The sequence below is a fragment of the Ruegeria sp. ANG-S4 genome (assembly GCF_000814005.1).
Taxonomy (GTDB): Bacteria; Pseudomonadota; Alphaproteobacteria; order Rhodobacterales; family Rhodobacteraceae; genus Ruegeria.
This window is the reverse complement of sequence record NZ_JWLK01000004.1, coordinates 159,664-183,279: the sequence shown is the minus strand read 5'-3', so window position 1 is coordinate 183,279 and position 23,616 is coordinate 159,664. Positions and strand designations below refer to the sequence as shown.

Genomic DNA, 23,616 nt, shown 5'->3' with positions numbered 1-23,616 from the left:
TGCGGTTTCTCTTCCCTTCGGGTGCAATCTCATGTATGCGCCCAACATCTGAGACGTTGTGCCCTGACCCCGGCACTCGAATGGAAGATAAATTGGGGTCGGCGGCAATGGGGCCGCCATGCAAAACGGGAGACCCGGAGGGCCGGGAGTGCTCCCTTCTAGGATACGCATATGTTTGATGTAACAAAGAAATCAATGCAGTGGGGCGAAGAGACGCTAACACTGGAAACCGGCAAGGTTGCCCGTCAGGCGGACGGCAGCGTGATTGCCACGCTGGGCGAAACCAGCGTCATGGCAAACGTGACCTTTGCGCGGGCTCAAAAGCCGGGTCAGGACTTTTTTCCGCTGACCGTTCATTACCAAGAGAAATACTATGCCGCCGGTAAGGTTCCGGGCGGCTTCTTCAAGCGCGAGGCGCGCCCGACCGAGAAAGAGACGCTGACTGCGCGTCTGATCGACCGTCCGATCCGCCCGCTGTTCGTCGACGGCTTCAAAAACGAAGTTTTGGTGATGTGCACCGTGCTGTCCCACGATCTGGTCAACGATCCCGACATCGTGGCGATGATCGCCGCATCCGCTGCGCTGACCATTTCGGGCGCACCGTTCATGGGCCCGATCGCCGGTGCCCGTGTTGGGTTCGTGGATGGCGAATACGTCCTGAACCCGACCGTGGACGACATGCAGGACCTGCGCCTGAACCCCGAACAGCGTCTGGATCTGGTTGTGGCCGGAACCAAAGACGCCGTGATGATGGTGGAATCGGAAGCCTACGAGCTGTCCGAGGCGGAAATGCTGGGTGCCGTGACCTTTGCGCATGAGCAGATTCAGCCGGTCATCGACTTGATCATTTCGCTGGCCGAAGAGGCGGCGAAGGAGCCGTTTGAATTCGAAGCGCCGGATTATTCTGATCTGTATGCTGCTGTTGCAGCTGCCGGTGAAGAGCAGATGCGCGCCGCATTCGCGATCACCGACAAGCAAGAGCGCACTGCCGCTGTTGCTGCGGCCCGTGAAGCGATCAAGGAAGCGCTGACCGAAGAGCAGTTGGAAGACGGCAACCTCGGGTCCGCAATGAAGAAGCTGGAAGCAGGCATTCTGCGCGGCGACGTCGTCAAGGGCGGCAAGCGGATCGACGGTCGCTCGACCACCGATATCCGCTCAATCGTTGCAGAAACCTCGATGCTGCCGCGTACGCACGGCTCTGCCCTGTTCACCCGTGGCGAAACGCAGGCGCTGGCGGTGACCACGCTGGGCACCGGTGATGATGAGCAATTCATCGACGCGCTGCATGGCAACTTCAAATCGAACTTCCTGCTGCATTACAACTTCCCTCCGTATTCGGTGGGTGAAGTTGGCCGCGTTGGTGGCCCGGGCCGTCGTGAGATTGGTCACGGCAAGCTGGCATGGCGCGCTTTGCAGGCGGTTCTGCCTGCGGCAACAGACTTCCCCTACACGATCCGCATCGTGTCGGAGATCACCGAGTCCAACGGCTCATCTTCGATGGCGTCGGTCTGCGGTGGTTCGCTGTCGATGATGGACGCGGGTGTTCCGCTGAAAGCGCCGGTTGCCGGTGTGGCCATGGGTCTGATCCTGGAAGATGACGGTGAATACGCCATCCTGTCGGACATTCTGGGTGACGAAGATCATCTGGGCGACATGGACTTCAAGGTGGCTGGTACCGAAAACGGCATCACCTCGCTGCAGATGGACATCAAAGTCGCGGGCATCACGCCCGAGATCATGGAGAAAGCCCTGGCGCAAGCCAAGGATGGCCGGATGCACATTCTGGGTGAGATGGGCAAAGCCCTGTCCGAGACCAACGAATTCTCGGTCCACGCGCCGCGCATTGAGACCATGAACATCCCGACCGACAAGATCCGCGAAGTAATCGGTTCGGGCGGCAAGGTCATCCGCGAGATCGTGGAAACCTCGGGTGCCAAGGTCGACATCAACGACGATGGCGTCATCAAGATCGCCTCGCCCGACGGTGAATCGATCAAGAAAGCCTATGAGATGATCCACTCGATCGTCGCCGAGCCGGAAGAGGGCCAGATCTATACCGGTAAAGTGGTCAAGATCGTCGATTTCGGTGCCTTCGTGAACTTCTTTGGCAAGCGCGACGGCCTGGTCCATGTGTCGCAGATCGAAAACCGCCGCCTGAACCATCCGTCGGACGTGCTGAAGGAAGGTCAGGAAGTAAAGGTCAAGCTGCTGGGCTTTGACGATCGCGGCAAGGTCCGCCTGTCGATGAAAGTCGTCGATCAGGAAACCGGCGAAGAGATCGTGCCCGAGAAGAAAGAAAAGAAAGAAGACGCAGAGTAATCCGCGCCACCTTTTGAATGCGAAAGACCCCGGCTTGGGCCGGGGTCTTTTCAATTTCAGATATCGACAGTCCAACGGCTTTCCAGTTGCAAAACCTAGTCGCCCGGTTTGTGGCCCGCGACGCTGGTCGCGCAACCAAAGAAATGAGATCGCATCTCCACCACAAGACCTGCATTGCGCAGTACCTGCGCCATATGTCGACTGTTGCCGAAATTCCTTGTGTAGGTACCGATCATACTGAAATCATTTGCCCCCTTGAGGAAAAACCGCTCAATTTGCGGTAGCATCCTGTCCAAATAAAACCTGTAGAGAGGGCGAAACATCCATCCCTTCGGGTCAGACGCCTCGATCAAAGAAAATCGACCGCCCGGTTTCAGGATACGCGCGATTTGCTCCGCCAGAACTGCCTGTTGATCCTGATCGAACGTCTTGAGGCCAAATGAAGACACCACAATGTCGGCGTGTTCAGTCGGCAAATCAGTTTCCAATGCATTTACCTCGAGATGCACAATTTTGTCAGCATAGCTTTGGTGCAGACGCTCGACCGCTTCAAGGTGCATTCGGTGCGAAATATCCAACGCGGTTATTGAGCCAACCTCGGGAAACCGCCGCAGAATATGCGGCCAGATTTCACCGGTACCGGCCATCAGATCGACCACGACCGGGGATTCTTTGCCCAAGGGTTCAATGCGCGCAACGCATTGATATCGCCAGACATATATAAAGCCAAAGGAACTTACAGCACTCCATCGACGATAGTTCGCCGAACACCGATCAAACAAATCAGCAACAAATTCGGGATCGTAAATCCTGTCACCTGCCTCGCAAGACAAATTTTCCAACTCTATTCAACTCTTTGGCGACGGTCGCAGAAATCAGCAAAGCTCAAAAACTCGGCTCCAATCAAAGTGAAGCGCCCGCCCGCTTCATCTGTCCAAAAATATCCTCAGGGGGAATCGCGCCCTCAGGGCGCGATGGGGGGCAGACAGCCCCCCGACCCGGCTCCGATTAGGACGGAGCTTTGGTTTTGCGCAGGTACGGAAAAATCGTCTCGAACTCGCCGAACTTTTCCTTGGCATCTTCGTTGGACACTGCGGGCGGTATGATCACGTCCTCACCCGGCACCCAGTTGGCCGGGGTGGCAACACCTTTGGCCGACATCTGCAACCCGTCCAGCGCGCGCAGGATCTCGGCAAAGTTGCGGCCCACTGTCATCGGATAGGTCATCGACAGTTTCAACTGCTTGTCCGGCCCTATGATGAAGACCGAGCGCACGGTGGCGCTGTCGGCAGGCGTGCGACCGTCCGGCAAGTAGGCCTCGGCGGGCAGCATGTCAAAAGCTTTGGATACAGCCAGACCATCATCGGCGATGATCGGGAAACCGGGATTGGCGTTGCCATAGGCCTCGATATCTTTTTTCCACTTCTTGTGGTCCTCGACACCGTCGACCGAGACACCGATCACCTTGGTATTCCGCGCCGCCCATTCATCACTCAACTGTGCGACGGCTGAGAACTCGGTGGTGCAAACAGGCGTAAAGTCCTTTGGGTGCGAGAACAGAATGGCCCAGCTGTCCCCGATCCAATCATGGAACTGGACGGTGCCCTGATCCGTTTCTGCTGTGAAATTCGGGACGGTGTCGTTGATACGCAAACCCATAAGGAATCTCCTTTCCGTAATACAGGCGAGTCGGATGCAGCAAACTTAATCACTTTGCGCTTGGGATAAACCTTTCAGATGCCCTAAGACCGGAATTTCTGGAACCCAACGTTTTTCGATTGGCCACTGGGAATCGGCTTGCCCCTGCGCTGTGCCAATGACAGAGTGCCACAAAACCGACCGCACGGTCGGCATAAACCGGATCAGGAGGAACTGCCATGATCGAGAAACGCAACTTCTATATCAACGGTGAATGGGTTGCCCCCTCGGTGGCCAATGACTTTGATGTCATCAATCCATCGACAGAAGAACCGTGCGCGGTGATCTCGCTGGGGTCAAAGGCCGACACGGATGCCGCTGTTGCTGCGGCCAGAGCAGCGCTTCCCGGATGGATGGCAACCCCAGTCGAGGAACGGATTGCGCTGGTCGAAAAGCTGATCGAGGTCTACCAAAGCCGTTCCGAGGATCTGGCCGAAGCAATTTCTCTGGAGATGGGTGCGCCGATTGATATGGCCCGCACGCAGCAGGCCGGCGCGGGAAGCTGGCATCTCAATAATTTCATTCGCGCTGCCAAAGCGTTTCAATTCGAGCGCCCATTGGGCGATCACGCCCCGAACGACCGAATTATCTACGAAGCCGTCGGCGTGGCCGCTTTGATCACGCCGTGGAACTGGCCGATGAACCAGGTCACGCTCAAAGTCGGGGCCGCAGCGATCGCCGGGTGCTCGATGGTTCTTAAACCGTCCGAACAAAGCCCGCTGAACGCGATGATCTTTGCCGAACTGATGGATGAGGCAGGGTTCCCCGCGGGCGTGTTCAACCTTGTGAATGGCGACGGAGCGGGTGTCGGCTCTCAACTGTCGGCGCATCCGGATGTCGATATGGTCAGTTTCACCGGCTCGACACGCGCGGGCACCGCGATTTCCAAGAATGCCGCCGAGACATTGAAAAAGGTGCATCTTGAACTGGGTGGCAAGGGGGCGAATGTCGTCTTTGCTGATGCGGATGAAAAGGCGGTCAAACGCGGCGTGCTGCACATGATGAATAACACAGGCCAAAGTTGCAACGCGCCCAGCCGGATGCTTGTACAGCGCCCCATCTACGATCAGGCAGTCGAGACCGCAGCGGAAGTGGCAAACACGGTCTCGGTTGGCAGCGCACAAGAAGAGGGCCGCCACATCGGCCCGGTCGTGAACGAAGTGCAATGGACCAAGATTCAGGATCTGATTCAGGCGGGCATCGACGAAGGGGCACGCCTTGTCGCAGGCGGCACGGGTCGGCCCGAGGGTCTGAACAAGGGTTACTATGTACGCCCTACGGTCTTTGCCGATGCCAACAACCAGATGACCATTGCGCGCGAAGAGATCTTTGGCCCGGTTTTGGCAATGATCCCGTTCGACACCGAGGAGGAGGCTGTCGAGATTGCCAATGACACCCCGTATGGCCTGACAAATTACGTGCAGACGCAGGACGGAACACGTGCCAACCGCATGGCGCGCCATCTGCGTTCGGGTATGGTGGAAATGAATGGTCAACCCCGCAGCGCTGGCTCTCCGTTTGGCGGAATGAAACAGTCCGGCAACGGGCGCGAAGGTGGCGTCTGGGGCCTGGAGGACTTTCTGGAAGTCAAAGCCGTAAGCGGCTGGGCTGCAGAGTAAGCCGCGCACGGCTAGCGATTAAGGGCGAGGCGATGTGCCTCGCCCTTTTTTTACACCGGGCGCACGATCAGGTGCGGCTCTCCGTCCGAAGTATGGCGAACCGATCGTCCGTCCCAACCGATCTCGCCTGTGACACGTTGTCGGAAAGACGAAAAGCTGTCGAACCGAACCACGTCCACGGGCGTGTCGAGTTGCAATGAAATCCTGCGGTGTGCGCCATCGCCCAGCACCGTCAAGCCACGGATTTCGGCCGTAAAGTCCTGACCCAGATAGCGCCCCTGCACCCGGTCACCGACGCCCAGATGCACCCGGTTTCCCGCCATTGCGTGCAGCGTGTTCCAATCGCGGACGCCATGTTGATGCGCCAGCATTTCCAAAGACTCGCTGTGTGACAGCGCAACGCCGTCGCGCCGCAGCTTCTCTCGCAAACGTTTGGCCTGAAGCTTAAGTTCACCGACGGGCGGTGTCGTGTTTGATATCGTTTTCATGTGCCTCGTTTCCTTGAACGGGCGCGAAATCAGGACGGGGTTCGCATTGCCATCCGCGCGCCGGGAAGGTGGGCAACAGATGAAGTGTTCAAATGGGTTTCACCAAAGCCAAAGGCCGCGAACGGCAGGAGACCCAAACCGCGCGCCTTTTGGCATTGACGTGGCCTGCTGTCAATCACGCGTCTGCTTGCGCGGCCTCATAGGCAAGCATTGCCCGCTTGACCGGCAGACCCCAGTGATAGCCGCCCAGCCCGCCGGACTTACGCAAGGCGCGGTGGCACGGGATCAGCCAACTGACCGGGTTGCGGCCCACGGCAGTTCCAACGGCACGCACAGCCTGAGGCGAGCCGACACGTTCAGCAATCTCGGAATACGTCGTGACCTGACCCGATGGGATATGCATCAGCGCTTCCCACACTTTGATCTGCAAGGGTGAGCCAATCAGGTAAAGAGGTGTCGGTTCCAGCCGTTCGCTGACCGAACCGAAGGCACTCAGAACCCAAGGTCGCAGGTGCATGGGGTCCTCTACAAACTCTGCCTGCGGCCAGCGCGCAAGCATGTCCTCCATCGCCTCGGCCTCGCCGGTTTCGGCGCCGAAAGCCATGCCGCAGATGCCCTTGTCCGTGCCCATGACCAAAGCCGGACCAAAGGGGCTTTCGAACCAGCCCCAATAGATAGTCAGCCCTGCCCCTTTTCGGGCGTATTCGCCAGGGCTCATGGATTCCCATTTCAGGAACAGGTCATGCAAGCGACCACTGCCCGACAGGCCGACATTGTGCGCTGTTTCAAGCGTTGTGAACCGCTCGCGCAGCAACGCCTTTGCATGGCCAAGCGTCAGGTATTGCTGATAGCGTTTTGGCGAAACACCCGTCCAGCGCGAGAACAGGCGCTGGAAATGCGCCGGGCTCATGTCCATCTGCGCGGCCAATTCGTCGAGGCTCAGAGTCTCGCCGCCCTGATCGATCAGGTCGATTGCCCGGCGCATGACATTGTAGTGATAACCGGTTTCGGGGGTTTGGACGTTCATGGTCGCACTCCTTTGATGGACCATAACTAGACGATCCACGCCAGAGTGCGACCCGTTTCTTGCGCTATTAGACTCCGGGTTTATAGGGATACCGTTCAGCATCTTCCGGTGGGGCAACTTTTTCCATCGTGTTGATGCTGACATGTGGCCAACGGATCAGACCGGGTTGCTGTCCAAATTTCGGGAAGAAATCCAGCCCCACGTTTTGCAGATACATCATCATCAGCTTTGGTTCGGATCCGACGCCGGGCTCATCCAACTCCATGATCCAGAAGATCGAATCCATGACTTCCGCATCCGCCTGTTTCTCGATGAAGGGGATGTTGACGATGCCTGCCTTTTCAAGCTCGGTATTGAAGGGCAACACCGTGGTTCGGACCACATTATTGGGAACGCCCAATTCCAACAACAGATGCGGATGCACCGGGTTGAAGCCATCAAAATCGGGATGCGTGATGGTGCCCTTGAACGGGTTGTCATTGTAGTGCTTGTAGGGGGCCAGATAGCCGCTGTTGAGGTCCTTTGTTGCGCCATCCGGCAATCCGTCAACGGCTGGTATCGTTGGCGGGCCGTTAATGACCTGCGCCTGTCCCAATCCCAGCAGAGAGTTGCCGTGCGGGATTGTACCTAACCGGGCCACATCCAGATCGCTGGTCGTGAAGTTCGTCATGTGCAGGAACAGGCCGGGCTCATGATGGATCGGCAAATCCGCCGGACCGGCCTTGCCGCTGACCGGGTTGTCCTCAGCCGCCAGCTGCGCAATCGACTGCTGGTAATCCAGCGTGACTATGAATTGATCGGTGTCGAAGGATGGGTTGCCGGTCGATGGATCCGGGCGTTCGATCCCCCGGTTCGGCACCGCCTTGTCAACCGTGGTGAATTGCAGCGTTTCTTCATATTGGTTGACCAAGAGACGGTAGTTTATCCGACTGCCCGGCTCGGTCGCAAAGGGCAATGCAATCATGTTCCAGCCACGCCCGCGCGTGCCTTCCGCGTTCTTCCAAACGCCCGGCAAAAGCTTGAGTGGGCCGAGGTCATCGTCGCCTTGATGTGCCAGCTCTACAGACCGATGGAGGGACTGCATTTTTGCGGCAAGATCTGGGTTCGCCATGAGTAAGCCTTTCAATAAGAAATAAGAAAACAACCCGCCGTCGCGGGCAACTAAGCGCTGAAATACAAACTGATACGCGCGTTAGAATTGTATCACACATTTGCTTTACCTTACGTAAAGCAATGAAGCCCGATGCCTGCTGAGCAGAATCCCGCTTGTGCGGTGTCACGCCGCAACCGCTTGCCCTGCACCGTAATACGTGCATACGTCCCAGCATGGCCAAGCAACTCGGATACCACCAGATCCGCGAGATCTTTACGCGTTTTCATGACGCCGACCCCGAACCCAAGGGCGAATTGGAACATGTAAACGTCTACACTCTTGTTGTGGCGGTGGCCCTCTCGGCGCAGGCGACCGATGCTGGCGTGAACAAAGCCACGCGTGAATTGTTCAAGATCGCCGACACGCCGCAAAAGATGTTGGAATTGGGCGAAGCCGGCTTGACCGAGCATATTAAGACCATCGGATTGTTTCGGCAGAAGGCCAAGAATGTCATCAAGCTCAGCAAGATCTTGGTTGAGGATTATGGCGGCGAGGTCCCCAATTCCCGCGCTGCACTTCAGTCACTGCCGGGTGTCGGGCGCAAGACGGCAAACGTCGTGTTGAACATGTGGTGGCGGTATCCAGCGCAGGCTGTGGATACCCATATCTTTCGTGTCGGCAACCGCACGGGCATCTGCCCCGGCAAAAACGTCGACGCGGTGGAACGCGCCATCGAAGACAATATCCCAACCGATTTCCAACTGCATGCACATCACTGGCTGATCCTGCACGGCCGTTATCACTGCAAGGCGCGCAAACCCATGTGCCCGACCTGCATCATCCGCGATCTCTGCGACTTTGAGGAAAAGACTCTATGAAAACCTACCAATTGACTGGCATCGGAAATGCCGTTGTAGACGTGATTTCCCAGGCCGATGACAGTTTTCTGGAGCTGATGGGCATCGAAAAGGGCATCATGCAGCTGATCGAGCAGGAACGGGGCGAGGTTCTGTATGCGTCGATGGAAGGGCGCGTTCAGACCCCGGGCGGCTCGGTGGCAAATACAATCGCAGGGGCCGGAGCGCTGGGTTTGGACGCGGCGTTCATCGGACGTGTGCACGATGACGCTTTGGGCCGGTTCTACGCGGATGCGATGAACGAGGATGGCGTCGATTTCGTAAACCCGCCGGTTCCGGGTGGAGAGTTGCCGACCTCGCGTTCGATGATCTTCGTATCGCCCGATGGCGAGCGGTCGATGAACACTTATCTTGGGATTTCTTCAGAGTTGTCGTCGCAAGACGTGTCCAGCGAGGTGGCCGGTAACAGCCAGATCATGTTCCTCGAGGGCTACCTGTTCGACAAGGAAAAGGGCAAGGCGGCCTTTCTGGAAGCCGCGCGCAACTGCCACAAGGGTGGCGGCAAGGCCGGCATCGCCATTTCAGACCCCTTCTGTGTCGAGCGGCACAGGGTCGATTTCCTGCTGCTGATCGAAAACGAGTTGGATTTCGTCATTGGCAACGAGGCCGAGATCAAGTCGCTTTTCGAAACCGACGATCTGGAAGACGCACTGACCAAGACTGCTGCGATCTGCCCATTGGTCGTCTGCACCCGTTCCGGCGACGGGGTCACCGTGTTGAGCGAAGGTCAAAGAACGGATGTTCCTGTCGAAAAGGTCGTTCCCGTTGATGCAACCGGGGCGGGCGATCAGTTCGCGGCTGGATTTCTGTTTGGCATGGCGACGGGGCGCGATTATGAAAACTGCGCTCGGATTGGCAATGTCTGCGCGCGCGAGGTCATCAGCCATATTGGCCCACGCCCCGAAGCAAACTTGCAAGAGTTGTTGCGCGCAGAGGGGCTGCTGTAGACCCTCAAGGGCTGGTCGCATCGTTCAGGGCCCAGTCATACGCGTAGGAATTCACGCGGGTCACCTGGCTGAGACGTCTGCGCAGGTCAGGTTCAGCCGTCGTTTCCAGATAGGCGATTACAGCCTGCTCGTCAGGGCCAAAGTCCTCGCGGAACCAGATGAATATCTTGGACAGGATCAGGCGTCCCCTGTCATCGAAACGCACGCCGCGCGGGTCATTGACATAGGCGTGTTCGGCCGCAGCGAAGTCCTCGTTCAGCGTCCGGGATTGCCAAGCGCGGGCCATCAGGTTTGGGCACCCAACCGCGGCGCAATTCAGCGCGTAATGGATACGAGGCTCGTTGAAGGTCGGACGTATGATGCGGTGTTCGATATCGTTCAGCGTGAGGGTCTGGTCGCCGACGCGAGCAACAGGTCGGTTCCACGGCCCGATTGAAAATGGGCCATCCTTGATGTCGCGGATCGAGTCGACCGGATAGTTGTCCAGAACAACCTCAACCGTCAGAGCGTTGTACAGGTTGATCCAATAGGCCAGTTGCTGATCGCGCGTCAGACGTGTTGGGTCAATGGACTGCATTCGGCCAAGGTAGTGGCCAAGCCGTTCCCGGTCGATGGTCGATACTTGCCCATAGGCCACACGATTCACGCCTTGCGGGTCCGATGCGACGTAGCGTGACAAAAAGTCGGTCCAATCCTTATGGTCCACGCTCCTGTCGGCGGGCGTTGCCGAACGCGTCAGACTGGTGTCAGGCAGCGGCGTTGCTTTTGGAAGGGCCAGACGCTCAACACTCGCACACGCCGACAGAACGACCAGCAGAAGACATAAGAAGCAGGTCCTCATGATCCGGTTCTTTGACCCGCGCGTCGGGCGCGCAACTGACCTTTGAGCCTTTTCAAAGGTGCCAGATCGGCACTTTGCAGATCCGGTAGGTCCGGTCTATCGGACACCTCGCGCACTGCCGAGTTCCACCAGAACACGCCTTTTTCTGTCTCGATCCGATCCGGTTCCGCCAGATGTTGATCTCTGTGGGCGTTATGCGCGCACATTGAAAGTGGGCCATTCGCCGTGGCAACCATAAAGACGCAACCGGCACAGCGATCCTCTTCCAACGCATCGGCGGCCATAAAGTTGTGAATGAAAACCGATTGCCTTCGCACCGGGCCGCGCAGCAATCCGGCACCCAGTCTCAGAAGACATTCAGCCAAATGCACCCCCGCCCGCAAAGCCAGAACAGGGTGGTGCAGAACGAGGCGCCGCACTGTGTCGCGCGTGTCCAGATGCCCGTCATTCGAGCGATCCAAACCTTCCAACGCTTCGATCAAACGATGCACAAGTTTGCGGTTCGATAGGATCGAAACCGCCCGCCCGTGGACGGTAAGCACACTGGCGTAGCGATTGCAGCGGGAATGACCCACCGCGGCAACGTCGAAATTCAGGTTGGTCTCGTACCCTTCTTCGACCGCACGTATCACACTGTCCTGCGTGATCGCGTCCGGCCGCCTGCGCAGCACACCCCGCCCGGTATCTGCCTGCATCTGAAATGAGACAAATGCCACCTCGGGCTGATCCCGCAGAAAGCGGGCCAGTGCGGGCAGTTCATCAAAGTTGCCACCAAACACAGTGGTGTTGAACAGAATGCGCAAGCCCAAATCCTTGGCTGCCCGGATGTAAGTCAGCCGAACCGTGTTCAACTCCGCCTCGGTGTTGAAACCCTTACGTTGCTGCGTCATGTCCACATGAAAGGCCACGTCGTCCAGACCCGCCGCCGCCAGCCGCGCCAGAAAGGCCCGGCCCGCGCGGATACCATTGGTCATCAGACAAGAGCGCATACCCAAGCGCCCGATCTCGCGACACAGGGCTTCGAGGTCTTCGACTTTGCGCAGTGTGGGGTCTCCGCCGGTCAGTTGCACTGAAACGCCGGGGCCGTAGTGGCTGTGGATCATCGCAAGGCGCGCAAACAGGACCGAAAGCGGTGGGTCATAGGTCAGTTCGGCACGATCCGACAGATAGCACAAAGAACAGTCCAGATTGCAGCGTTGCGTGACCTCAAGCGCGACGCAGGCAACAGGATAGAACCGACCGGCGGTTTGGCCGGGTCCATATTCCCCGCTGCTCCACAACCCGTCCCGCAAGGGCGCACGGCGATCCGATCCGGCGAACCGACGCCCGGCGGGCAGAAAGGCAGTTAGGTCTGGTAGGACATCTTTCATACCAACCAAGCTAGAGGGGCCCGGCCACGCGGGCCATCACCCCTCACGTCAACGTGCAGGACGGTGAGGAAACCTACCCACAGCACCCGCCGCGTACCGGGGTCACGGTATCAGAGGGTGTTTCATCCAAATTCGCACCCCGGCCCAGCCATGTCCGGTCGGATAAGTAGAAATCCAAGAACCTTTCGCTGAAATCCTCGGATATGGACTTTTGCGGGATGCCTGTTGCCAACAGCGCCTTGCGCCACTCCTTTACGCGGGGATAGGCGTCCAACATATCGTGCCCGCTGTGATCCGCCACAATCGCCGAGCGGTGCAGCAATGGCAGCCATGCCATATCGACATTGCCAAGAGTTGCACCCGCAAAGAACGGCCCCTCTCCAAGCTGGGCTTCTGCTTTCTCGAAAGACTTGGCCAGTTTTGCTGCGCGTTCGTCGTAAAGTGTTTTGTCCCCGCTTTGCATGGTGCTGCACTGAACCAGATAGTGTTTGCTGGCCTGATAGCTCCACGCCCTGTTCAGCGCGCGCTGCTCGGGGGTCAGGTCTGGTTGCAACGGCGCGCTGACCTCGTCGATGTATTCGACGATTGCATCGGATTCGAACAAGGCCGTTCCGCCTTCGGTCACCAGAACCGGAACCTGCCCGGTGGGTGAGAGTTTCAGGAACCAGCCGGGTTTGTCGCGCAGGCTGATGTAGTCGATTTGGTATCGAATCTGCTTGGCCTCCAGCATCGCGGTCACGCGCTGGACGAAGGGACAGATTTTGAAACTGATGATGCGGATCATTTGTCTTTCCTTTTGGTGGTTTCATCTGTCAGACGAACCCCCAACCAAAAAGACGACGCTTAGATCAACATTTTTTGCAGGCTTGCGGTTTTTCCTGCACGTCCGAGATGTTTCCGCGCGCATCCATTGAAATATTGCAGCAGTCTTCAAACGCTCTGCGCAATTTGGCCCGACCTTTCCGAACCCGCGATTTCAGCGTCGAATATGGCAGACCCAAGTGGTCCGCATAGTCCTGTTGAGACATCCCTTGGATATCGATGGCCAACAACATATCTGCTGTTTCGGAAGGCAGGCCGCGGATAAACGGTTCAACACAGCCTTCGAGGGCTTGCCGGGTTTCGGGATCATCCCGGTGATACCACAAGTCGTCCGGATGCGCCTGTGCGCGACCGTTTTTTCGATAGTGATCGATGATGGTGCGATCCGCGGTCTGAAACAGCCACGATTGCAATTTGGCAGGGTCCTTAAGCGCGGGAAGCCCGGCCATAACCTTGATCGAAATGTCTTGCAGCAGGTCATCCACATCCGCCGCGTTGGAAACACGCGAATGCAAAAACGCTTTCAGACGCGCACGGTACTTGGGCCAGATGTCTTCGATGCGCATATCGGTTTATGACAGATGATCAGCAAAAGCAGCAACCACCTGTTCATAGACATCCCGCTTGAACGGGACGATCTCGGCGATCAGCTTGGACGGCTCCTGCCATTTCCAGCGGGTGAATTCCGGGTGTTTGGTGTCGATGTTTATCTGATCGTCGCGACCGGTGAACCGCAGCAGGAACCATTTCTGTTCCTGACCGCGATAACGTCCTTTCCATATCCTGGGGACAATATCATGTGGCAAATCGTACGGCAGCCAGCCGTCCGTTTCCGCGATGATCTCAACTAAATCCGACGTGACACCGGTTTCTTCCCACAGCTCCCGCAGCGCCGCATCGCGGGGGTCCTCGCCTTTGTCCACTCCGCCCTGAGGCATTTGCCAAGCGTCCTTTGGTCCGTCATTGCGCATACCGACGAAGATCTTGCCCTCGGCATTCATCAGCATCAGACCAACGCAGGGCCGGTACGGCAATTTGGCGATCTCGTCTGGGGTCATGCGGGGCCTCATGGGTTTCTTACGAACCGTCTGTAGCAACCGTCGCCCCGGACGCAAAGGGGGTGACGTTAGGTTTCACGTGACAATGTTGACGCGGACGTCAATCTAACACTCAATTTCGGGAGGGAGAGTTCGCCATGACTGCGTACCCAAACATGCTGGCCCCGCTGGATCTGGGCTTTACCACGTTGAAGAACCGGGTCCTGATGGGGTCGATGCATACCGGGCTCGAAGAAACCGGGGATTGGAATCGCGTCGCCGAGTTTTATGCAGACCGCGCCCGTGGTGGTGTGGCGCTAATGGTAACAGGCGGAATTGGCCCAAACCTGGAAGGCTCGGTCCTGCCGGGTGCATCCATGATGACCAACGAGAAAGAGGTGGCGAACCATTCGATCGTGACACAGCGTGTGCACGAAGCAGGCGGCAAAATCGCGATGCAGATCCTGCATGCAGGGCGCTACGCCTATGGGCCGAAATGCGTGGCGCCCAGCCCGGTCAAATCTCCGATTTCACCATTTCCACCGACCGAGTTGGACGAAGATGGGATCGAGAAGCAGATCAGCGATATCGTCAATGCCGCGGTTCTGGCCCAAAAGGCTGGCTATGACGGGGTCGAGATCATGGGGTCCGAGGGATATTTCCTCAACCAGTTCATTGTCACGCATACCAACAAACGCACGGATCGCTGGGGCGGGGCTTATGAGAACAGGATGCGCCTACCAATCGAGGTTGTCCGGCGCACCCGTCAGGCCGTCGGGACGGAATTTATCATTATCTACCGGCTGTCGATGATCGACCTTGTGCCCAACGGCTCCACCCATGACGAGGTCGTCCAACTGGCGCAAGAGGTCGAGAAGGCAGGTGCCACCATTATCAATACCGGCATCGGCTGGCACGAAGCACGTATCCCGACCATCGCAACCAGCGTCCCCCGCGCGGCGTTTGCATGGGTCACAAAAAAGTTGATGGGGAAAGTGTCGATCCCGGTGATCACCTCAAATCGGATCAACACGCCCGAAGTCGCCGAAGAGGTTTTGGCGACCGGATGCGCCGATATGGTGTCACTGGCGCGGCCGATGCTGGCCGATGCAGATTTCGTCAACAAGGCGATCGCCGGGCAATCTGCACAGATCGCGCCTTGCATCGCATGCAATCAGGCGTGTCTGGATCACACGTTCAGCGGCAAGCTGACGTCGTGCCTTGTGAACCCGCGCGCGTGCCACGAGACGGAACTGGAAATCGGCACTGCGGATACAGCAAAGACGGTTGCCATTGTCGGCGCGGGTCCCGCCGGTTTGTCGACAGCGATGACGGCAGCTCAACGCGGTCACGATGTAACCCTTTTTGACCGTGCGGGTGAGATAGGCGGTCAGCTCAACATGGCCAAACAGGTACCGGGCAAGGAAGAGTTTTGGGGACTTGTCGATTGGTATCGAACCATGCTGACAGATTTGGGAGTGCGCGTTGAATTGAACAGAGACATCGAAGCTGATGACCTGACCGGGTTCGATGAGGTGATCATCGCAACCGGCGTCACAGCGCGTGACCCGCAAATACCAGGGCAGGAACGCGACAATGTCCTCAGCTATATCGACGTGCTGCGTGGAAAGGCCAAGGTCGGCCAATCGGTCGCCGTTATCGGCGCAGGTGGAATCGGGTTCGATGTGTCAGAGTTTCTGCTCGAGGATGGACACAGCCCAACGACCGATCTGCCGCTTTGGATGAAAGAGTGGGGCGTGACCGACCCGGCCGAGCATCGCGCCGGTCTTGCCCCCGAAGGCCCACAGCCTCAACCACCCGCCCGACAGGTCACCCTGCTGCAACGCAAGGCTCAGCGACACGGCAAGGGGCTTGGCAAAACGACAGGCTGGATTCACCGCGCGGCCCTGAAAATGAAGAACGTCAATTTTATCGGCGGCGTGAACTACGAACGGATCGACGATGACGGGCTGCATGTCAGTTTCGGCGAGACGCGTGAGAACCCGACTTTGATTGCGGCGGACACAATTGTGCTGTGCGCAGGTCAGGTGTCAGACCGCAGTTTGGCGGATGATCTGATCGAACGCGGGATCGAACCGCATGTGATTGGGGGGGCCGATGTTGCCGCAGAATTGGATGCCAAACGCGCCATCAACCAAGGGACGCGGCTGGCAGCACAGCTCTGACCCTCTGCGCGCTCGGCCCGATCAGTCCGACAATGCCAGCTTGACGCCCAAAGCGCCGAACGCCGTCGCGAAACATCGCTTGATCCATGCCATCACAGACGGCCTGCGAATGACGTAGTCCCGTGCAAGCGCGGCGCAGGCACCGTATCCGACAAACACAACAAAGGTCATTGCCATGAAGGCCGCGGCCAGCTTGACCAGTTCAAGCTCCGCATTCGCTGTACCCGCCGGCAGGAACTGGGGCAGGAACGCAAGGAAGAACAGGGACAATTTGGGATTCAGAACATTGATCAAGGTGCCAGTCACCGCAATTTTCAGGAAACTCACCGATGATTTCTCGGCGTTGACCTCCATGGCACCGCCTTCTCTGACGATCCCCCAAGCCATGTAGAACAGATAAAGGACGCCCAGGTATTTGATGACCTGAAACGCAAGCGCGCTGGTGTGCAGCAGGGCGGCGAGCCCAATGATGCTGGCAATGGCGGCTGGCACGATTCCCAATGTGCACCCCGCCGCCGCTGCCAGACTGGCACGAAAACCGCGACCAAGACCAACAGCCAACGTGTAAATCACGCCGGTTCCGGGCAAAAGCACTACGATCAAGGACGTCAGAAAAAACTCAAGCGACATGGCTCACCCCTTTTTTCGGGGCCAGAGTTTCCGACATTCGCTATCTTGTAAACAGGTTTCGTTGGCGTCCTTGCCGACTACTCCACTTTGATCGTGATTACGTCGGACACGATGGGCGTATCATGCGGCACGTGCCCGGCATCACCCAGCACCAGTTGCAATGTGTGCTCACCTTGCGGCAGCTCCAGTGTGACCTCGGTCTGCCCTCCGCCGAAATGCAGATGGTTGTCATCCGCCGGAAGACCATAGGCCAGTTCGTCGGCACCGTCTTCGCCCTCTCCGATCGGCGGGCGGTTTATCAACAGGTGGTGGTGCCCGGTGTTTTCCGTTTCGGTCCCGGCGGGTGCTACACCCATGCCACTGAGGCCAAAGACGATTGTCACCGGTGACTGGACACTGTCCCCATCCGCAAGGTTCACGAAATAGACTTTTGCGTCGGGATTCGACGGTGTCTCGCCCCCTGCAAGCGCAAAGCTGGCCATCAGGATCGTCGCCAGAGCTGTCAGAATTGTTTTCATCCTCTCCTCCGTGGTCACAAAAATGCCATTCTTAACATAGCACAATTAGGACGATTGCCTGAAATCTCAGCATTTTTGAACGTCGACATCTCAGGCATCCACGGTTTCCGGCGTTTCCCAACCGCAAACGATCCGATTTAAAACCCTGATATTATCCCATGTATGCCCAGTTCTCGCCCAGATTGATCGCGAAAGTGAGACAACGAACAGAAGACCTGGGGAACGAGAATGGATCGACTGACCGAAATGGAGGCATTTTCCAACGTGGTGGACCAAGGCGGGTTCACTGACGCGGCCAAGAAAATGGGTATCTCCAAATCGGCCGTATCAAAGCATGTGTCGAGCCTTGAGGCACGACTGGGTGCACGGCTGCTCAACCGGACGACGCGTCGGGTTTCACCAACCGAGATTGGATTGGCCTATTATGATCGTGCACGCCGCGTTCTGAACGACGCAGGCGAGGCAGATGCTCTCGTGACCTCCATGCAGTCCGATCCTTCGGGATTGCTGCGCATCAGCGTTGCGACGGATTTTGGGGTGAACCACCTGTCACCCGTTCTGTCGGATTTTCTGTCTGCCTATCCCGATATCACCGTAAATATGGTGCTGAACAACCGCTATGTGGAACTGATTTCCGAAGGTTTCGACGTCGCCGTGCGTATTGGTGAGCTGGAGGACAGCACGCTGCGGGCCCGCAAGCTGACCGAAACCGTCAAGCGCATGGTCGCCTCGCCGAAATACATCGAGCAGTTCGGACACCCGCAAAAGATCGATGACCTGAATGAGCACAAGCTGCTGCATTATTCCAGCCAGTCTTCCGGCAACGTTTGGAGGCTGACGGCCCCATCCGGCGAGAAACGTCAAGTTCGGACCGCCGGCTGGCTGAGCGTAAACGATGGTCAATCGCTGCTGAACGCAGCCATATCGGGCCTTGGGATCGCCTATTTGCCCAGCTACCTGTACGCAGACGCGTTGAAATCGGGCGAGGTTGTCGACGCGATGCCGTCGCTGCCTGATGATGTTCAGGGCGTATTTGCGGTCTATCCGCCCGGTCGCTTCACGCAACCCAAGGTGCGTGCCTTCATCGACTTCCTTGTCGAGTCCTTTTCCGAGAAAGGGCCGATGAACTGGTAAAACTCTCCCTACGGCAACTTTCAAGCCCGCGCTGAACAGCGCGGGTTTTTTTTTAGTTTTCCGGAACAGACAAGCCCATCCCCCGCGCCACCGACCGTAGGGATCGTGTCAATACGTTTTGACCTGTCAACGGTGCCTCCGCGCTGCGGGCCAAAAGCGCGATGTCCCGGTTTGCATTTGGGATGGACAGCGGGCGCAGACGAACCTCGTCGCGATAAATCCCCTGTCTGCGGGCGTAAAGATCGGGCAAGACAGCAACGCCAACGCCAGATGCCGCCATCAGAACGATCGAATCCAGCGTCGTGCCCTCATATTCGTCTGACACAACGCCACCGCACTCCGCCGCCAGCGCATAAACGATCCGGGACAGGCGGTGGCTTTGATCCAGCGTCAGGAAAATTCGATTCTGCAAATCACCCGCCCCGACCGCCTGCAGATCCATGGCCAGCGCGTCGTCGACGGCGACGGCCACCCACAACGGTTCATTGAACAAGCGTTCCTGCGTGGTGTTGGGATGATCTTCGGGGGTCGAGATGATCAGATCAAAGCGCCCGGACTTTAACCCTTGTTCAAGGTCCCGCGTGTTTTCTTCGCGTACAACGACACGCAGCCCGGGCCGCGCGTGGTGAACATCCTTGATGACCTGCGGCAGCAAATACGGACCAATTGACGGCAGGACGCCCAACCTCAGGCGCCCCCCGGTCGGCGCATCGTTTGTCATCGCGTGGCGCAGGTCCTGCAGTTCGGCCAGAATTTTTTGTGCGCGGGCAATGAAATCCTCGCCCTTGGCGGTGATCTGAACACCACCGCGATTGCGGTCAAAAATCCGAACGCCAAGCTCTTGTTCAACGGTCGCGATCTGCGCAGAGAGGCTGGGCTGGCTGACATTCAACACGTCTGCCGCAAGACTGAATCGTCCCAGCCGGCTGACCGTGACGATGTATTCCAATTGACGCAAGGTTGGCCGCATTACATAGCCTGAAACTAATTAAAGCTTAGAAAGATAATATTGGGATAAAGTAAAATCGCAAGGCATCTGGCGCCAAAGACGAAGTTAGGAGCCCGAAATGCCCGGTGTTATCGAAACCCTGTCCAGCAACCTGCTGGTGCCAACCATTCTTTTCTTTGCATTGGGACTGCTGGCCGCCTTTGCGCGCAGTGATCTTTCCATACCCGGCGGCGCGGCCAAGTTCATGTCTCTGTACTTGCTGCTTGCAATTGGATTCAAAGGCGGCAGCAGCCTGGCAGAGCATGGTATCCACCTTGACCTGTTTCTGACGCTGTTGGGCGGTGTCGCCCTGTCATTTGCAATTCCGTTCGTCGCCTTTGGCCTGTTGCGGGTAATGACCCGACTTGATGCGCTGAACGCGGCAGCGGTCGCCGGTCACTATGGCTCGATTTCAATCGTTACCTTTGTAACGGCGACCAGCCTGCTTGATCTCGTCGGCCTGAGCCACGACGGGTTCATGGTTGCCGTAGCCGCCGCGATGGAGGTTCCGGCGATCCTGTCCGCCCTGTGGTTGGCGCATAGATCCGGCGGCAACGGCGTCAAGGACGATGGGTTGTGGCGGGACCTGCTTGCCAATGGCTCGATCGTTCTGCTGACCGGTTCATTTCTGATCGGTGCTATTACAGGTGGCGAGGGCATGCAGATGATTGCGCCGTTCATCGTCACGCCTTTTACCGGAATTTTGTGTCTGTTCTTGCTGGACATGGGCCTGTCTGCCGGGCGCAGTCTGATCCGGAACCGTGACAAGCTGTCTGTTGGTCTGTTCGCATTTGGCGTCGTGATGCCTTTGATCGGCGCGTCGATGGCCTGGGCCGTAGGTGCCGTGATCGGTCTGTCCGCAGGCAGCCTGTTCCTGTTCATGGTCCTGTCTGCCTCGGCATCCTACATCGCTGTTCCGGCGGCAATGAAAATCGCGCTGCCCAAAGCCGAGGCCGGGATCTACCTGACCTTATCCTTGGGGGTCTCTTTCCCGTTCAACATTACTGTCGGTTTACCGCTGTATCTTTGGTGGGTGATGTAGTGGTCAATTGACCAGCAACACGGCCTCGACCCGGCGGTTGAGGTCGCGACCTTCCGGCGTTGCGTTCGAGGTAAGCGGGGCAAGATATCCCACGCCTTGTGCCTCAATCCGATCGCCCGATATCCTATGCGCCTCGATCAGGCGCGTTCGCACGGACTGGGCGCGTCTGGTGCTGACCGCGGTATTCGCCTGCAAATCGCCGGTGTCATCGGTGTGTCCGACAAGGGCCAACCTGACGTCCGGGTTGTCGGTCAGATAACCGGCCAGCAGCGCCAGCGATGCAAATGGGCCCGGACCCAAGGCAACCTCGCCCGTTGAAAAGTGAAGATCGTCGAGGATGACATGACCATCCCGCTGAAGAACCTGCAAAACTTCGCTGGGATCGTCGATCGCGGTCTCGACCACCAGCGGCGGTGGCGAAGTGGCGGCAACCGGAGCGACGCGGATAAGTTGTACAAACCCGTCAGGTGGATTGCGGCTGACCAGCAGGCTTAGAACGTTTTCTCCGCGCGACGCGGACAGAAAACGAAAGTCCTGAATGGCGACATACATGTCCGGTGTCGGCACCACCTCGGTCCCGAAACGGAAATCAAAGCCGCCGCAGGCGCGCGCCTCGCATTCAAACAGAATGTCGTAACCTTGCGCCTCAAGCTGATCACGAAGGGGTGCCAGGATTTGCAGGGTCGTGCTGGACCCCGATTGCAACCGCCACGTTGTGCGTTCCACACGACCCTCGACCGTTCGCGCAGGTACGGCATCTTCGGCATAAACGCCGACCGGCAACTCATAACTGTCCAGCGGGCTCACCCGTTCGCTGATCTGTCGCGCGTTGGTTGGCAAGCTCAGGTCCTGCCCGGTGGCTGCGCTGGCAAGCAATGCCAGGCAGATCGACAAGGGCCGGATCATCGGAACTGCGCGTGGTATTCAGGATTGGGCACCATGCCGGTTGCACTGGCCACGCGGTTGGTCATGTTGAAGAACCCGGCGACATTGGCGATATCCCAGATGTCACGCCCGGAAAATCCGGCATCCCGTAGCCTTTGGCGGTCCGGCTCTTCTATTGCGGCGCTACCTGTTGTCACTTTGGCCGCAAAATCCAGCATTGCCCGCTGACGCACATCCAGCGGCGCGACGCGATAGTTCATGACCAGCATCTCACCCAATTGCGGATCACCCGATAGTTGGCGCACCGCCGCGCCGTGGGCAACGAGGCAATAGAAGCATTTGTTGATCGACGACACGACCACCGCAATCATTTCGCGTTCCAGTTTCGACAATTCACTGTCGGCCAGCATCAGGTCGTTATACATCGTCGTGAAAGCATTCAGCTTTTCGATGTCAAACGCATAAGCTTTCAGCACGTTCGGCACCATGCCCAATTTCTCGACACAGATGTCAAAATACTTCTGCGTCTCGGGCGGCAGAGGGTCCACCATCGGCAGGTTGAGCGCGGTGGGCTTGGTTTGGTCTGTCACGGCGGTTTAGTCTCCTTTGACGCGATAGTGGTACTCTCCCACGATCTGCATGCCGAGTGAATGATAAAGGCCATTTGCCCCGTCATTCGCCTTGGTGCAAATCACGCCGAGCGTATGGGCACCGTTGTCCTGCGCCCAGATGGCTGCAGCGCGCATGGCCCACTGCCCCAATCCCTGGCGGCGATGGGACGGTAGAATTTCAAGCGCATGCACTACGCCGATACCGTCGTGGATTGCGACAAAACCTGCGCCTGCGGGTTGGTCGTTCTGGCGCATCAGCAAACCGGTTTTAGGCCCGGTGGCGCGTTCCATGACGGCGATCCGTTCGGGCCCAATCCCGCCCTGCGCCCAAATCTCGCGCATGATTGCCAGCGGCTCCCAGATTGTGAAGACCGTTACGCGCGGGACTGTCACGTCCGTCAACTGCTTCACTGGGCAGGTGTAAATGTTGACGGGGTCGAGAATGTCGTACCCGCGCTGCGCCAACAGCGCATCCAGACCCTCGTCGCCGGGACGCAGGCAGAAAATGCGCTTTTGGCCCATTGCCTGCATCGCCCGTTCCGCGGCTTCGACATCCTTGAGGCTGAGCGGACCAACAGAACTGGCCGCCGACACCCTTGAACCACCGCCACGCCCCTCGCGCAGTTGAAATGGGCCGAGTTTTTCGTATCGGGCCGCTGGCCAGGTGCCATCGACGATGTCCGCCCAATTGACATTCACTGTTCAAGATCTCTGGCCAGGCGGGTTACGGCGGCATCGATGCGCCCGCCTTCGGTGCCCCGGATCACGACGTTGGCCCCGAAAACGCCATTGATCTGGAAGGGATAGCACCCGATTGAAAGATCGCCGAAGTCCTTCGCCAGAGATGACAAAGTCGCTGCGATGTCGCCCTCGCCCCGGTCCACCCGCAAGGTTTGCGACAACAACGGCGCACCGCCGGTCAGGGTGGGCAGAACGCTGGCCACCATCGCCTGAAAGACCGACGGCACCCCCGCCATCACGTGCACGTTTTCCAGCGTGAATCCCGGCGCTGTTGACACCGGGTTTTCGATCAACGTCGCGCTTTCGGGGATACGGGCCATGCGCAGACGGGCTGCATTCAACTCGAGGCCGGATTTTTCGTAATGCGCCTCCAAGAGCGCGCGCGCATCAGCGCGGATGTCGATCGTCTTTCCGAACGCCCGCGCAATGCAATCGGCAGTTATGTCGTCATGCGTCGGGCCGATTCCACCGCTGGTGAACACATGCTCGTAGTCTTCGGACAGCGATTTAACCGACCGCTCGATTGCAGCCGCGTCGTCACTGACGATACGGACCTCTTTCAGGTCTATGCCCTGTTTCGTCAGTTCCTGCGCCAGAAAGTGCATGTTTGCATCACGTGTCCGGCCCGACAGAATTTCATCACCAATGACCAGCATGGCTGCGGTGGGGTTTGGCATGATCTGTCCTCTCGTGCTGCAGGGTG

At 58.0% G+C, this 23,616-nt stretch carries 24 protein-coding genes; 7 read left to right on the top strand and 17 right to left on the bottom strand.

Annotated features, from left to right (window positions below):
• Positions 1–171: 171 nt before the first annotated feature.
• Positions 172–2,319, top strand: a complete 2,148-nt coding sequence (pnp, locus tag RA28_RS11670) for a polyribonucleotide nucleotidyltransferase (RefSeq protein WP_039528653.1) — start codon at positions 172–174, stop codon at positions 2,317–2,319.
• 95 nt (positions 2,320–2,414) lie between these two features.
• Here the strand turns inward: pnp and RA28_RS11665 are convergent, their stop codons facing one another.
• Both RA28_RS11665 and RA28_RS11660 read right to left on the bottom strand, forming a co-directional pair.
• Positions 2,415–3,101 (bottom strand): class I SAM-dependent methyltransferase, encoded by a 687-nt coding sequence (locus RA28_RS11665; RefSeq protein ID WP_241481131.1) that lies wholly within the window; start codon positions 3,099–3,101, stop codon positions 2,415–2,417.
• A gap of 226 nt (positions 3,102–3,327) precedes the next feature.
• On the bottom strand, positions 3,328–3,978 hold the full coding sequence (locus tag RA28_RS11660) for a peroxiredoxin (RefSeq protein WP_039528650.1): 651 nt from the start codon (positions 3,976–3,978) through the stop codon (positions 3,328–3,330).
• Positions 3,979–4,196: 218 nt separating this feature from the next.
• Between RA28_RS11660 and RA28_RS11655 the strand changes: the two genes are divergently transcribed.
• The gene (locus RA28_RS11655; RefSeq protein ID WP_039528647.1) at positions 4,197–5,636 is read left to right on the top strand and encodes an aldehyde dehydrogenase family protein; all 1,440 of its coding nucleotides are present in this window, start codon (positions 4,197–4,199) and stop codon (positions 5,634–5,636) included.
• A 50-nt stretch (positions 5,637–5,686) separates the two neighbouring features.
• On the opposite strand, the gene RA28_RS11650 is transcribed toward RA28_RS11655, so the two are convergent.
• From RA28_RS11650 to RA28_RS11640, 3 genes are all read right to left on the bottom strand, one after another.
• On the bottom strand, positions 5,687–6,124 hold the full coding sequence (locus RA28_RS11650) for a glyoxalase superfamily protein (RefSeq protein ID WP_039528645.1): 438 nt from the start codon (positions 6,122–6,124) through the stop codon (positions 5,687–5,689).
• Positions 6,125–6,299: 175 nt separating this feature from the next.
• A complete protein-coding gene (locus RA28_RS11645; RefSeq protein ID WP_039528642.1) occupies positions 6,300–7,151 on the bottom strand; it encodes a methylated-DNA--[protein]-cysteine S-methyltransferase in 852 nt (283 codons plus the stop codon).
• A 67-nt stretch (positions 7,152–7,218) separates the two neighbouring features.
• A complete protein-coding gene (locus RA28_RS11640) occupies positions 7,219–8,235 on the bottom strand; it encodes a heme-binding protein (protein ID WP_206539633.1) in 1,017 nt (338 codons plus the stop codon).
• Between the two features lie 242 nt (positions 8,236–8,477).
• Between RA28_RS11640 and nth the strand changes: the two genes are divergently transcribed.
• Positions 8,478–9,122, top strand: coding sequence for an endonuclease III (gene nth, locus RA28_RS11635; protein ID WP_039528639.1), 645 nt, complete (start codon positions 8,478–8,480; stop codon positions 9,120–9,122).
• Entirely contained in the window at positions 9,119–10,108 is a 990-nt protein-coding gene (locus RA28_RS11630; protein ID WP_039528636.1) for an adenosine kinase, read from the top strand. Before nth ends, RA28_RS11630 begins: the two co-directional genes overlap by 4 nt.
• A 4-nt stretch (positions 10,109–10,112) precedes the next feature.
• Here the strand turns inward: RA28_RS11630 and RA28_RS11625 are convergent, their stop codons facing one another.
• From RA28_RS11625 to RA28_RS11605, 5 genes are all read right to left on the bottom strand, one after another.
• The gene (locus tag RA28_RS11625) at positions 10,113–10,949 is read right to left on the bottom strand and encodes a DUF547 domain-containing protein (RefSeq protein ID WP_039528634.1); all 837 of its coding nucleotides are present in this window, start codon (positions 10,947–10,949) and stop codon (positions 10,113–10,115) included.
• Entirely contained in the window at positions 10,946–12,319 is a 1,374-nt protein-coding gene (locus RA28_RS11620; RefSeq protein ID WP_052261446.1) for a radical SAM protein, read from the bottom strand. Before RA28_RS11620 ends, RA28_RS11625 begins: the two co-directional genes overlap by 4 nt.
• Before the next feature lie 73 nt (positions 12,320–12,392).
• Positions 12,393–13,103 carry a glutathione S-transferase family protein gene (locus RA28_RS11615; RefSeq protein WP_039528630.1) on the bottom strand — a complete coding sequence of 237 codons (711 nt, stop codon included), beginning with the start codon at positions 13,101–13,103 and terminating at the stop codon, positions 12,393–12,395.
• Between the two features lie 64 nt (positions 13,104–13,167).
• Complete coding sequence (gene sigZ, locus RA28_RS11610; protein WP_039528628.1) at positions 13,168–13,707, bottom strand: RNA polymerase sigma factor SigZ; 540 nt, start codon at positions 13,705–13,707, stop codon at positions 13,168–13,170.
• A 6-nt stretch (positions 13,708–13,713) separates the two neighbouring features.
• Positions 13,714–14,199 carry an RNA pyrophosphohydrolase gene (locus RA28_RS11605; protein WP_039528625.1) on the bottom strand — a complete coding sequence of 162 codons (486 nt, stop codon included), beginning with the start codon at positions 14,197–14,199 and terminating at the stop codon, positions 13,714–13,716.
• A gap of 137 nt (positions 14,200–14,336) precedes the next feature.
• Between RA28_RS11605 and RA28_RS11600 the strand changes: the two genes are divergently transcribed.
• Positions 14,337–16,364 carry an NADPH-dependent 2,4-dienoyl-CoA reductase gene (locus RA28_RS11600; RefSeq protein WP_039528623.1) on the top strand — a complete coding sequence of 676 codons (2,028 nt, stop codon included), beginning with the start codon at positions 14,337–14,339 and terminating at the stop codon, positions 16,362–16,364.
• Positions 16,365–16,385: 21 nt separating this feature from the next.
• Here RA28_RS11600 and RA28_RS11595 read toward each other — a convergent pair whose 3' ends face one another.
• Positions 16,386–16,994, bottom strand: coding sequence for a LysE family translocator (locus RA28_RS11595; protein WP_039528620.1), 609 nt, complete (start codon positions 16,992–16,994; stop codon positions 16,386–16,388).
• A gap of 77 nt (positions 16,995–17,071) precedes the next feature.
• Positions 17,072–17,512 carry a DUF4399 domain-containing protein gene (locus tag RA28_RS11590; protein WP_039528618.1) on the bottom strand — a complete coding sequence of 147 codons (441 nt, stop codon included), beginning with the start codon at positions 17,510–17,512 and terminating at the stop codon, positions 17,072–17,074.
• Positions 17,513–17,740: 228 nt separating this feature from the next.
• Here RA28_RS11590 and RA28_RS11585 point away from each other — a divergent pair, with 228 nt between their 5' ends.
• A complete protein-coding gene (locus RA28_RS11585) occupies positions 17,741–18,646 on the top strand; it encodes a LysR family transcriptional regulator (protein WP_039528616.1) in 906 nt (301 codons plus the stop codon).
• A gap of 52 nt (positions 18,647–18,698) precedes the next feature.
• Here the strand turns inward: RA28_RS11585 and RA28_RS11580 are convergent, their stop codons facing one another.
• Positions 18,699–19,616 carry a hydrogen peroxide-inducible genes activator gene (locus RA28_RS11580; protein ID WP_039528613.1) on the bottom strand — a complete coding sequence of 306 codons (918 nt, stop codon included), beginning with the start codon at positions 19,614–19,616 and terminating at the stop codon, positions 18,699–18,701.
• Between the two features lie 97 nt (positions 19,617–19,713).
• On the opposite strand from RA28_RS11580, the gene RA28_RS11575 reads away from it, so the two are divergent.
• Positions 19,714–20,676, top strand: coding sequence for a sodium-dependent bicarbonate transport family permease (locus RA28_RS11575; protein WP_039528611.1), 963 nt, complete (start codon positions 19,714–19,716; stop codon positions 20,674–20,676).
• A gap of 3 nt (positions 20,677–20,679) precedes the next feature.
• On the opposite strand, the gene RA28_RS11570 is transcribed toward RA28_RS11575, so the two are convergent.
• From RA28_RS11570 to RA28_RS11555, 4 genes are read right to left on the bottom strand one after another with little or no spacing between them, the layout of a single operon-like run.
• Positions 20,680–21,582 carry an OmpA family protein gene (locus tag RA28_RS11570; protein ID WP_039528608.1) on the bottom strand — a complete coding sequence of 301 codons (903 nt, stop codon included), beginning with the start codon at positions 21,580–21,582 and terminating at the stop codon, positions 20,680–20,682.
• Positions 21,579–22,151: a peroxidase-related enzyme gene (locus tag RA28_RS11565; protein ID WP_039528606.1), complete on the bottom strand. Its 573-nt coding sequence runs from the start codon at positions 22,149–22,151 to the stop codon at positions 21,579–21,581. Before RA28_RS11565 ends, RA28_RS11570 begins: the two co-directional genes overlap by 4 nt.
• A gap of 6 nt (positions 22,152–22,157) precedes the next feature.
• Complete coding sequence (locus RA28_RS11560; protein ID WP_039528604.1) at positions 22,158–22,871, bottom strand: GNAT family N-acetyltransferase; 714 nt, start codon at positions 22,869–22,871, stop codon at positions 22,158–22,160.
• On the bottom strand, positions 22,868–23,590 hold the full coding sequence (locus RA28_RS11555) for a competence/damage-inducible protein A (RefSeq protein WP_039528601.1): 723 nt from the start codon (positions 23,588–23,590) through the stop codon (positions 22,868–22,870). The genes RA28_RS11560 and RA28_RS11555 overlap by 4 nt, the downstream gene beginning before the upstream one ends.
• Positions 23,591–23,616 lie beyond the last annotated feature (26 nt).

What these genes read in the sequence shown, in the direction of transcription:
- RA28_RS11585 (WP_039528616.1), top strand. Translation starts at nt 17,741, where the DNA reads ATGGATCGACTGACCGAAATGGAGGCATTTTCCAACGTGGTGGACCAA.
- RA28_RS11650 (WP_039528645.1), bottom strand. Translation starts at nt 6,124, where the DNA reads ATGAAAACGATATCAAACACGACACCGCCCGTCGGTGAACTTAAGCTT.
- RA28_RS11615 (WP_039528630.1), bottom strand. Translation starts at nt 13,103, where the DNA reads ATGATCCGCATCATCAGTTTCAAAATCTGTCCCTTCGTCCAGCGCGTG.
- RA28_RS11620 (WP_052261446.1), bottom strand. Translation starts at nt 12,319, where the DNA reads ATGAAAGATGTCCTACCAGACCTAACTGCCTTTCTGCCCGCCGGGCGT.
- RA28_RS11645 (WP_039528642.1), bottom strand. Translation starts at nt 7,151, where the DNA reads ATGAACGTCCAAACCCCCGAAACCGGTTATCACTACAATGTCATGCGC.
- RA28_RS11655 (WP_039528647.1), top strand. Translation starts at nt 4,197, where the DNA reads ATGATCGAGAAACGCAACTTCTATATCAACGGTGAATGGGTTGCCCCC.
- sigZ (WP_039528628.1), bottom strand. Translation starts at nt 13,707, where the DNA reads ATGCGCATCGAAGACATCTGGCCCAAGTACCGTGCGCGTCTGAAAGCG.
- RA28_RS11640 (WP_206539633.1), bottom strand. Translation starts at nt 8,235, where the DNA reads ATGCAGTCCCTCCATCGGTCTGTAGAGCTGGCACATCAAGGCGACGAT.
- RA28_RS11630 (WP_039528636.1), top strand. Translation starts at nt 9,119, where the DNA reads ATGAAAACCTACCAATTGACTGGCATCGGAAATGCCGTTGTAGACGTG.
- RA28_RS11605 (WP_039528625.1), bottom strand. Translation starts at nt 14,199, where the DNA reads ATGACCCCAGACGAGATCGCCAAATTGCCGTACCGGCCCTGCGTTGGT.
- nth (WP_039528639.1), top strand. Translation starts at nt 8,478, where the DNA reads ATGGCCAAGCAACTCGGATACCACCAGATCCGCGAGATCTTTACGCGT.
- RA28_RS11580 (WP_039528613.1), bottom strand. Translation starts at nt 19,616, where the DNA reads ATGCGGCCAACCTTGCGTCAATTGGAATACATCGTCACGGTCAGCCGG.
- RA28_RS11555 (WP_039528601.1), bottom strand. Translation starts at nt 23,590, where the DNA reads ATGCCAAACCCCACCGCAGCCATGCTGGTCATTGGTGATGAAATTCTG.
- RA28_RS11660 (WP_039528650.1), bottom strand. Translation starts at nt 3,978, where the DNA reads ATGGGTTTGCGTATCAACGACACCGTCCCGAATTTCACAGCAGAAACG.
- pnp (WP_039528653.1), top strand. Translation starts at nt 172, where the DNA reads ATGTTTGATGTAACAAAGAAATCAATGCAGTGGGGCGAAGAGACGCTA.
- RA28_RS11570 (WP_039528608.1), bottom strand. Translation starts at nt 21,582, where the DNA reads ATGATCCGGCCCTTGTCGATCTGCCTGGCATTGCTTGCCAGCGCAGCC.
- RA28_RS11625 (WP_039528634.1), bottom strand. Translation starts at nt 10,949, where the DNA reads ATGAGGACCTGCTTCTTATGTCTTCTGCTGGTCGTTCTGTCGGCGTGT.
- RA28_RS11575 (WP_039528611.1), top strand. Translation starts at nt 19,714, where the DNA reads ATGCCCGGTGTTATCGAAACCCTGTCCAGCAACCTGCTGGTGCCAACC.
- RA28_RS11595 (WP_039528620.1), bottom strand. Translation starts at nt 16,994, where the DNA reads ATGTCGCTTGAGTTTTTTCTGACGTCCTTGATCGTAGTGCTTTTGCCC.
- RA28_RS11590 (WP_039528618.1), bottom strand. Translation starts at nt 17,512, where the DNA reads ATGAAAACAATTCTGACAGCTCTGGCGACGATCCTGATGGCCAGCTTT.
- RA28_RS11600 (WP_039528623.1), top strand. Translation starts at nt 14,337, where the DNA reads ATGACTGCGTACCCAAACATGCTGGCCCCGCTGGATCTGGGCTTTACC.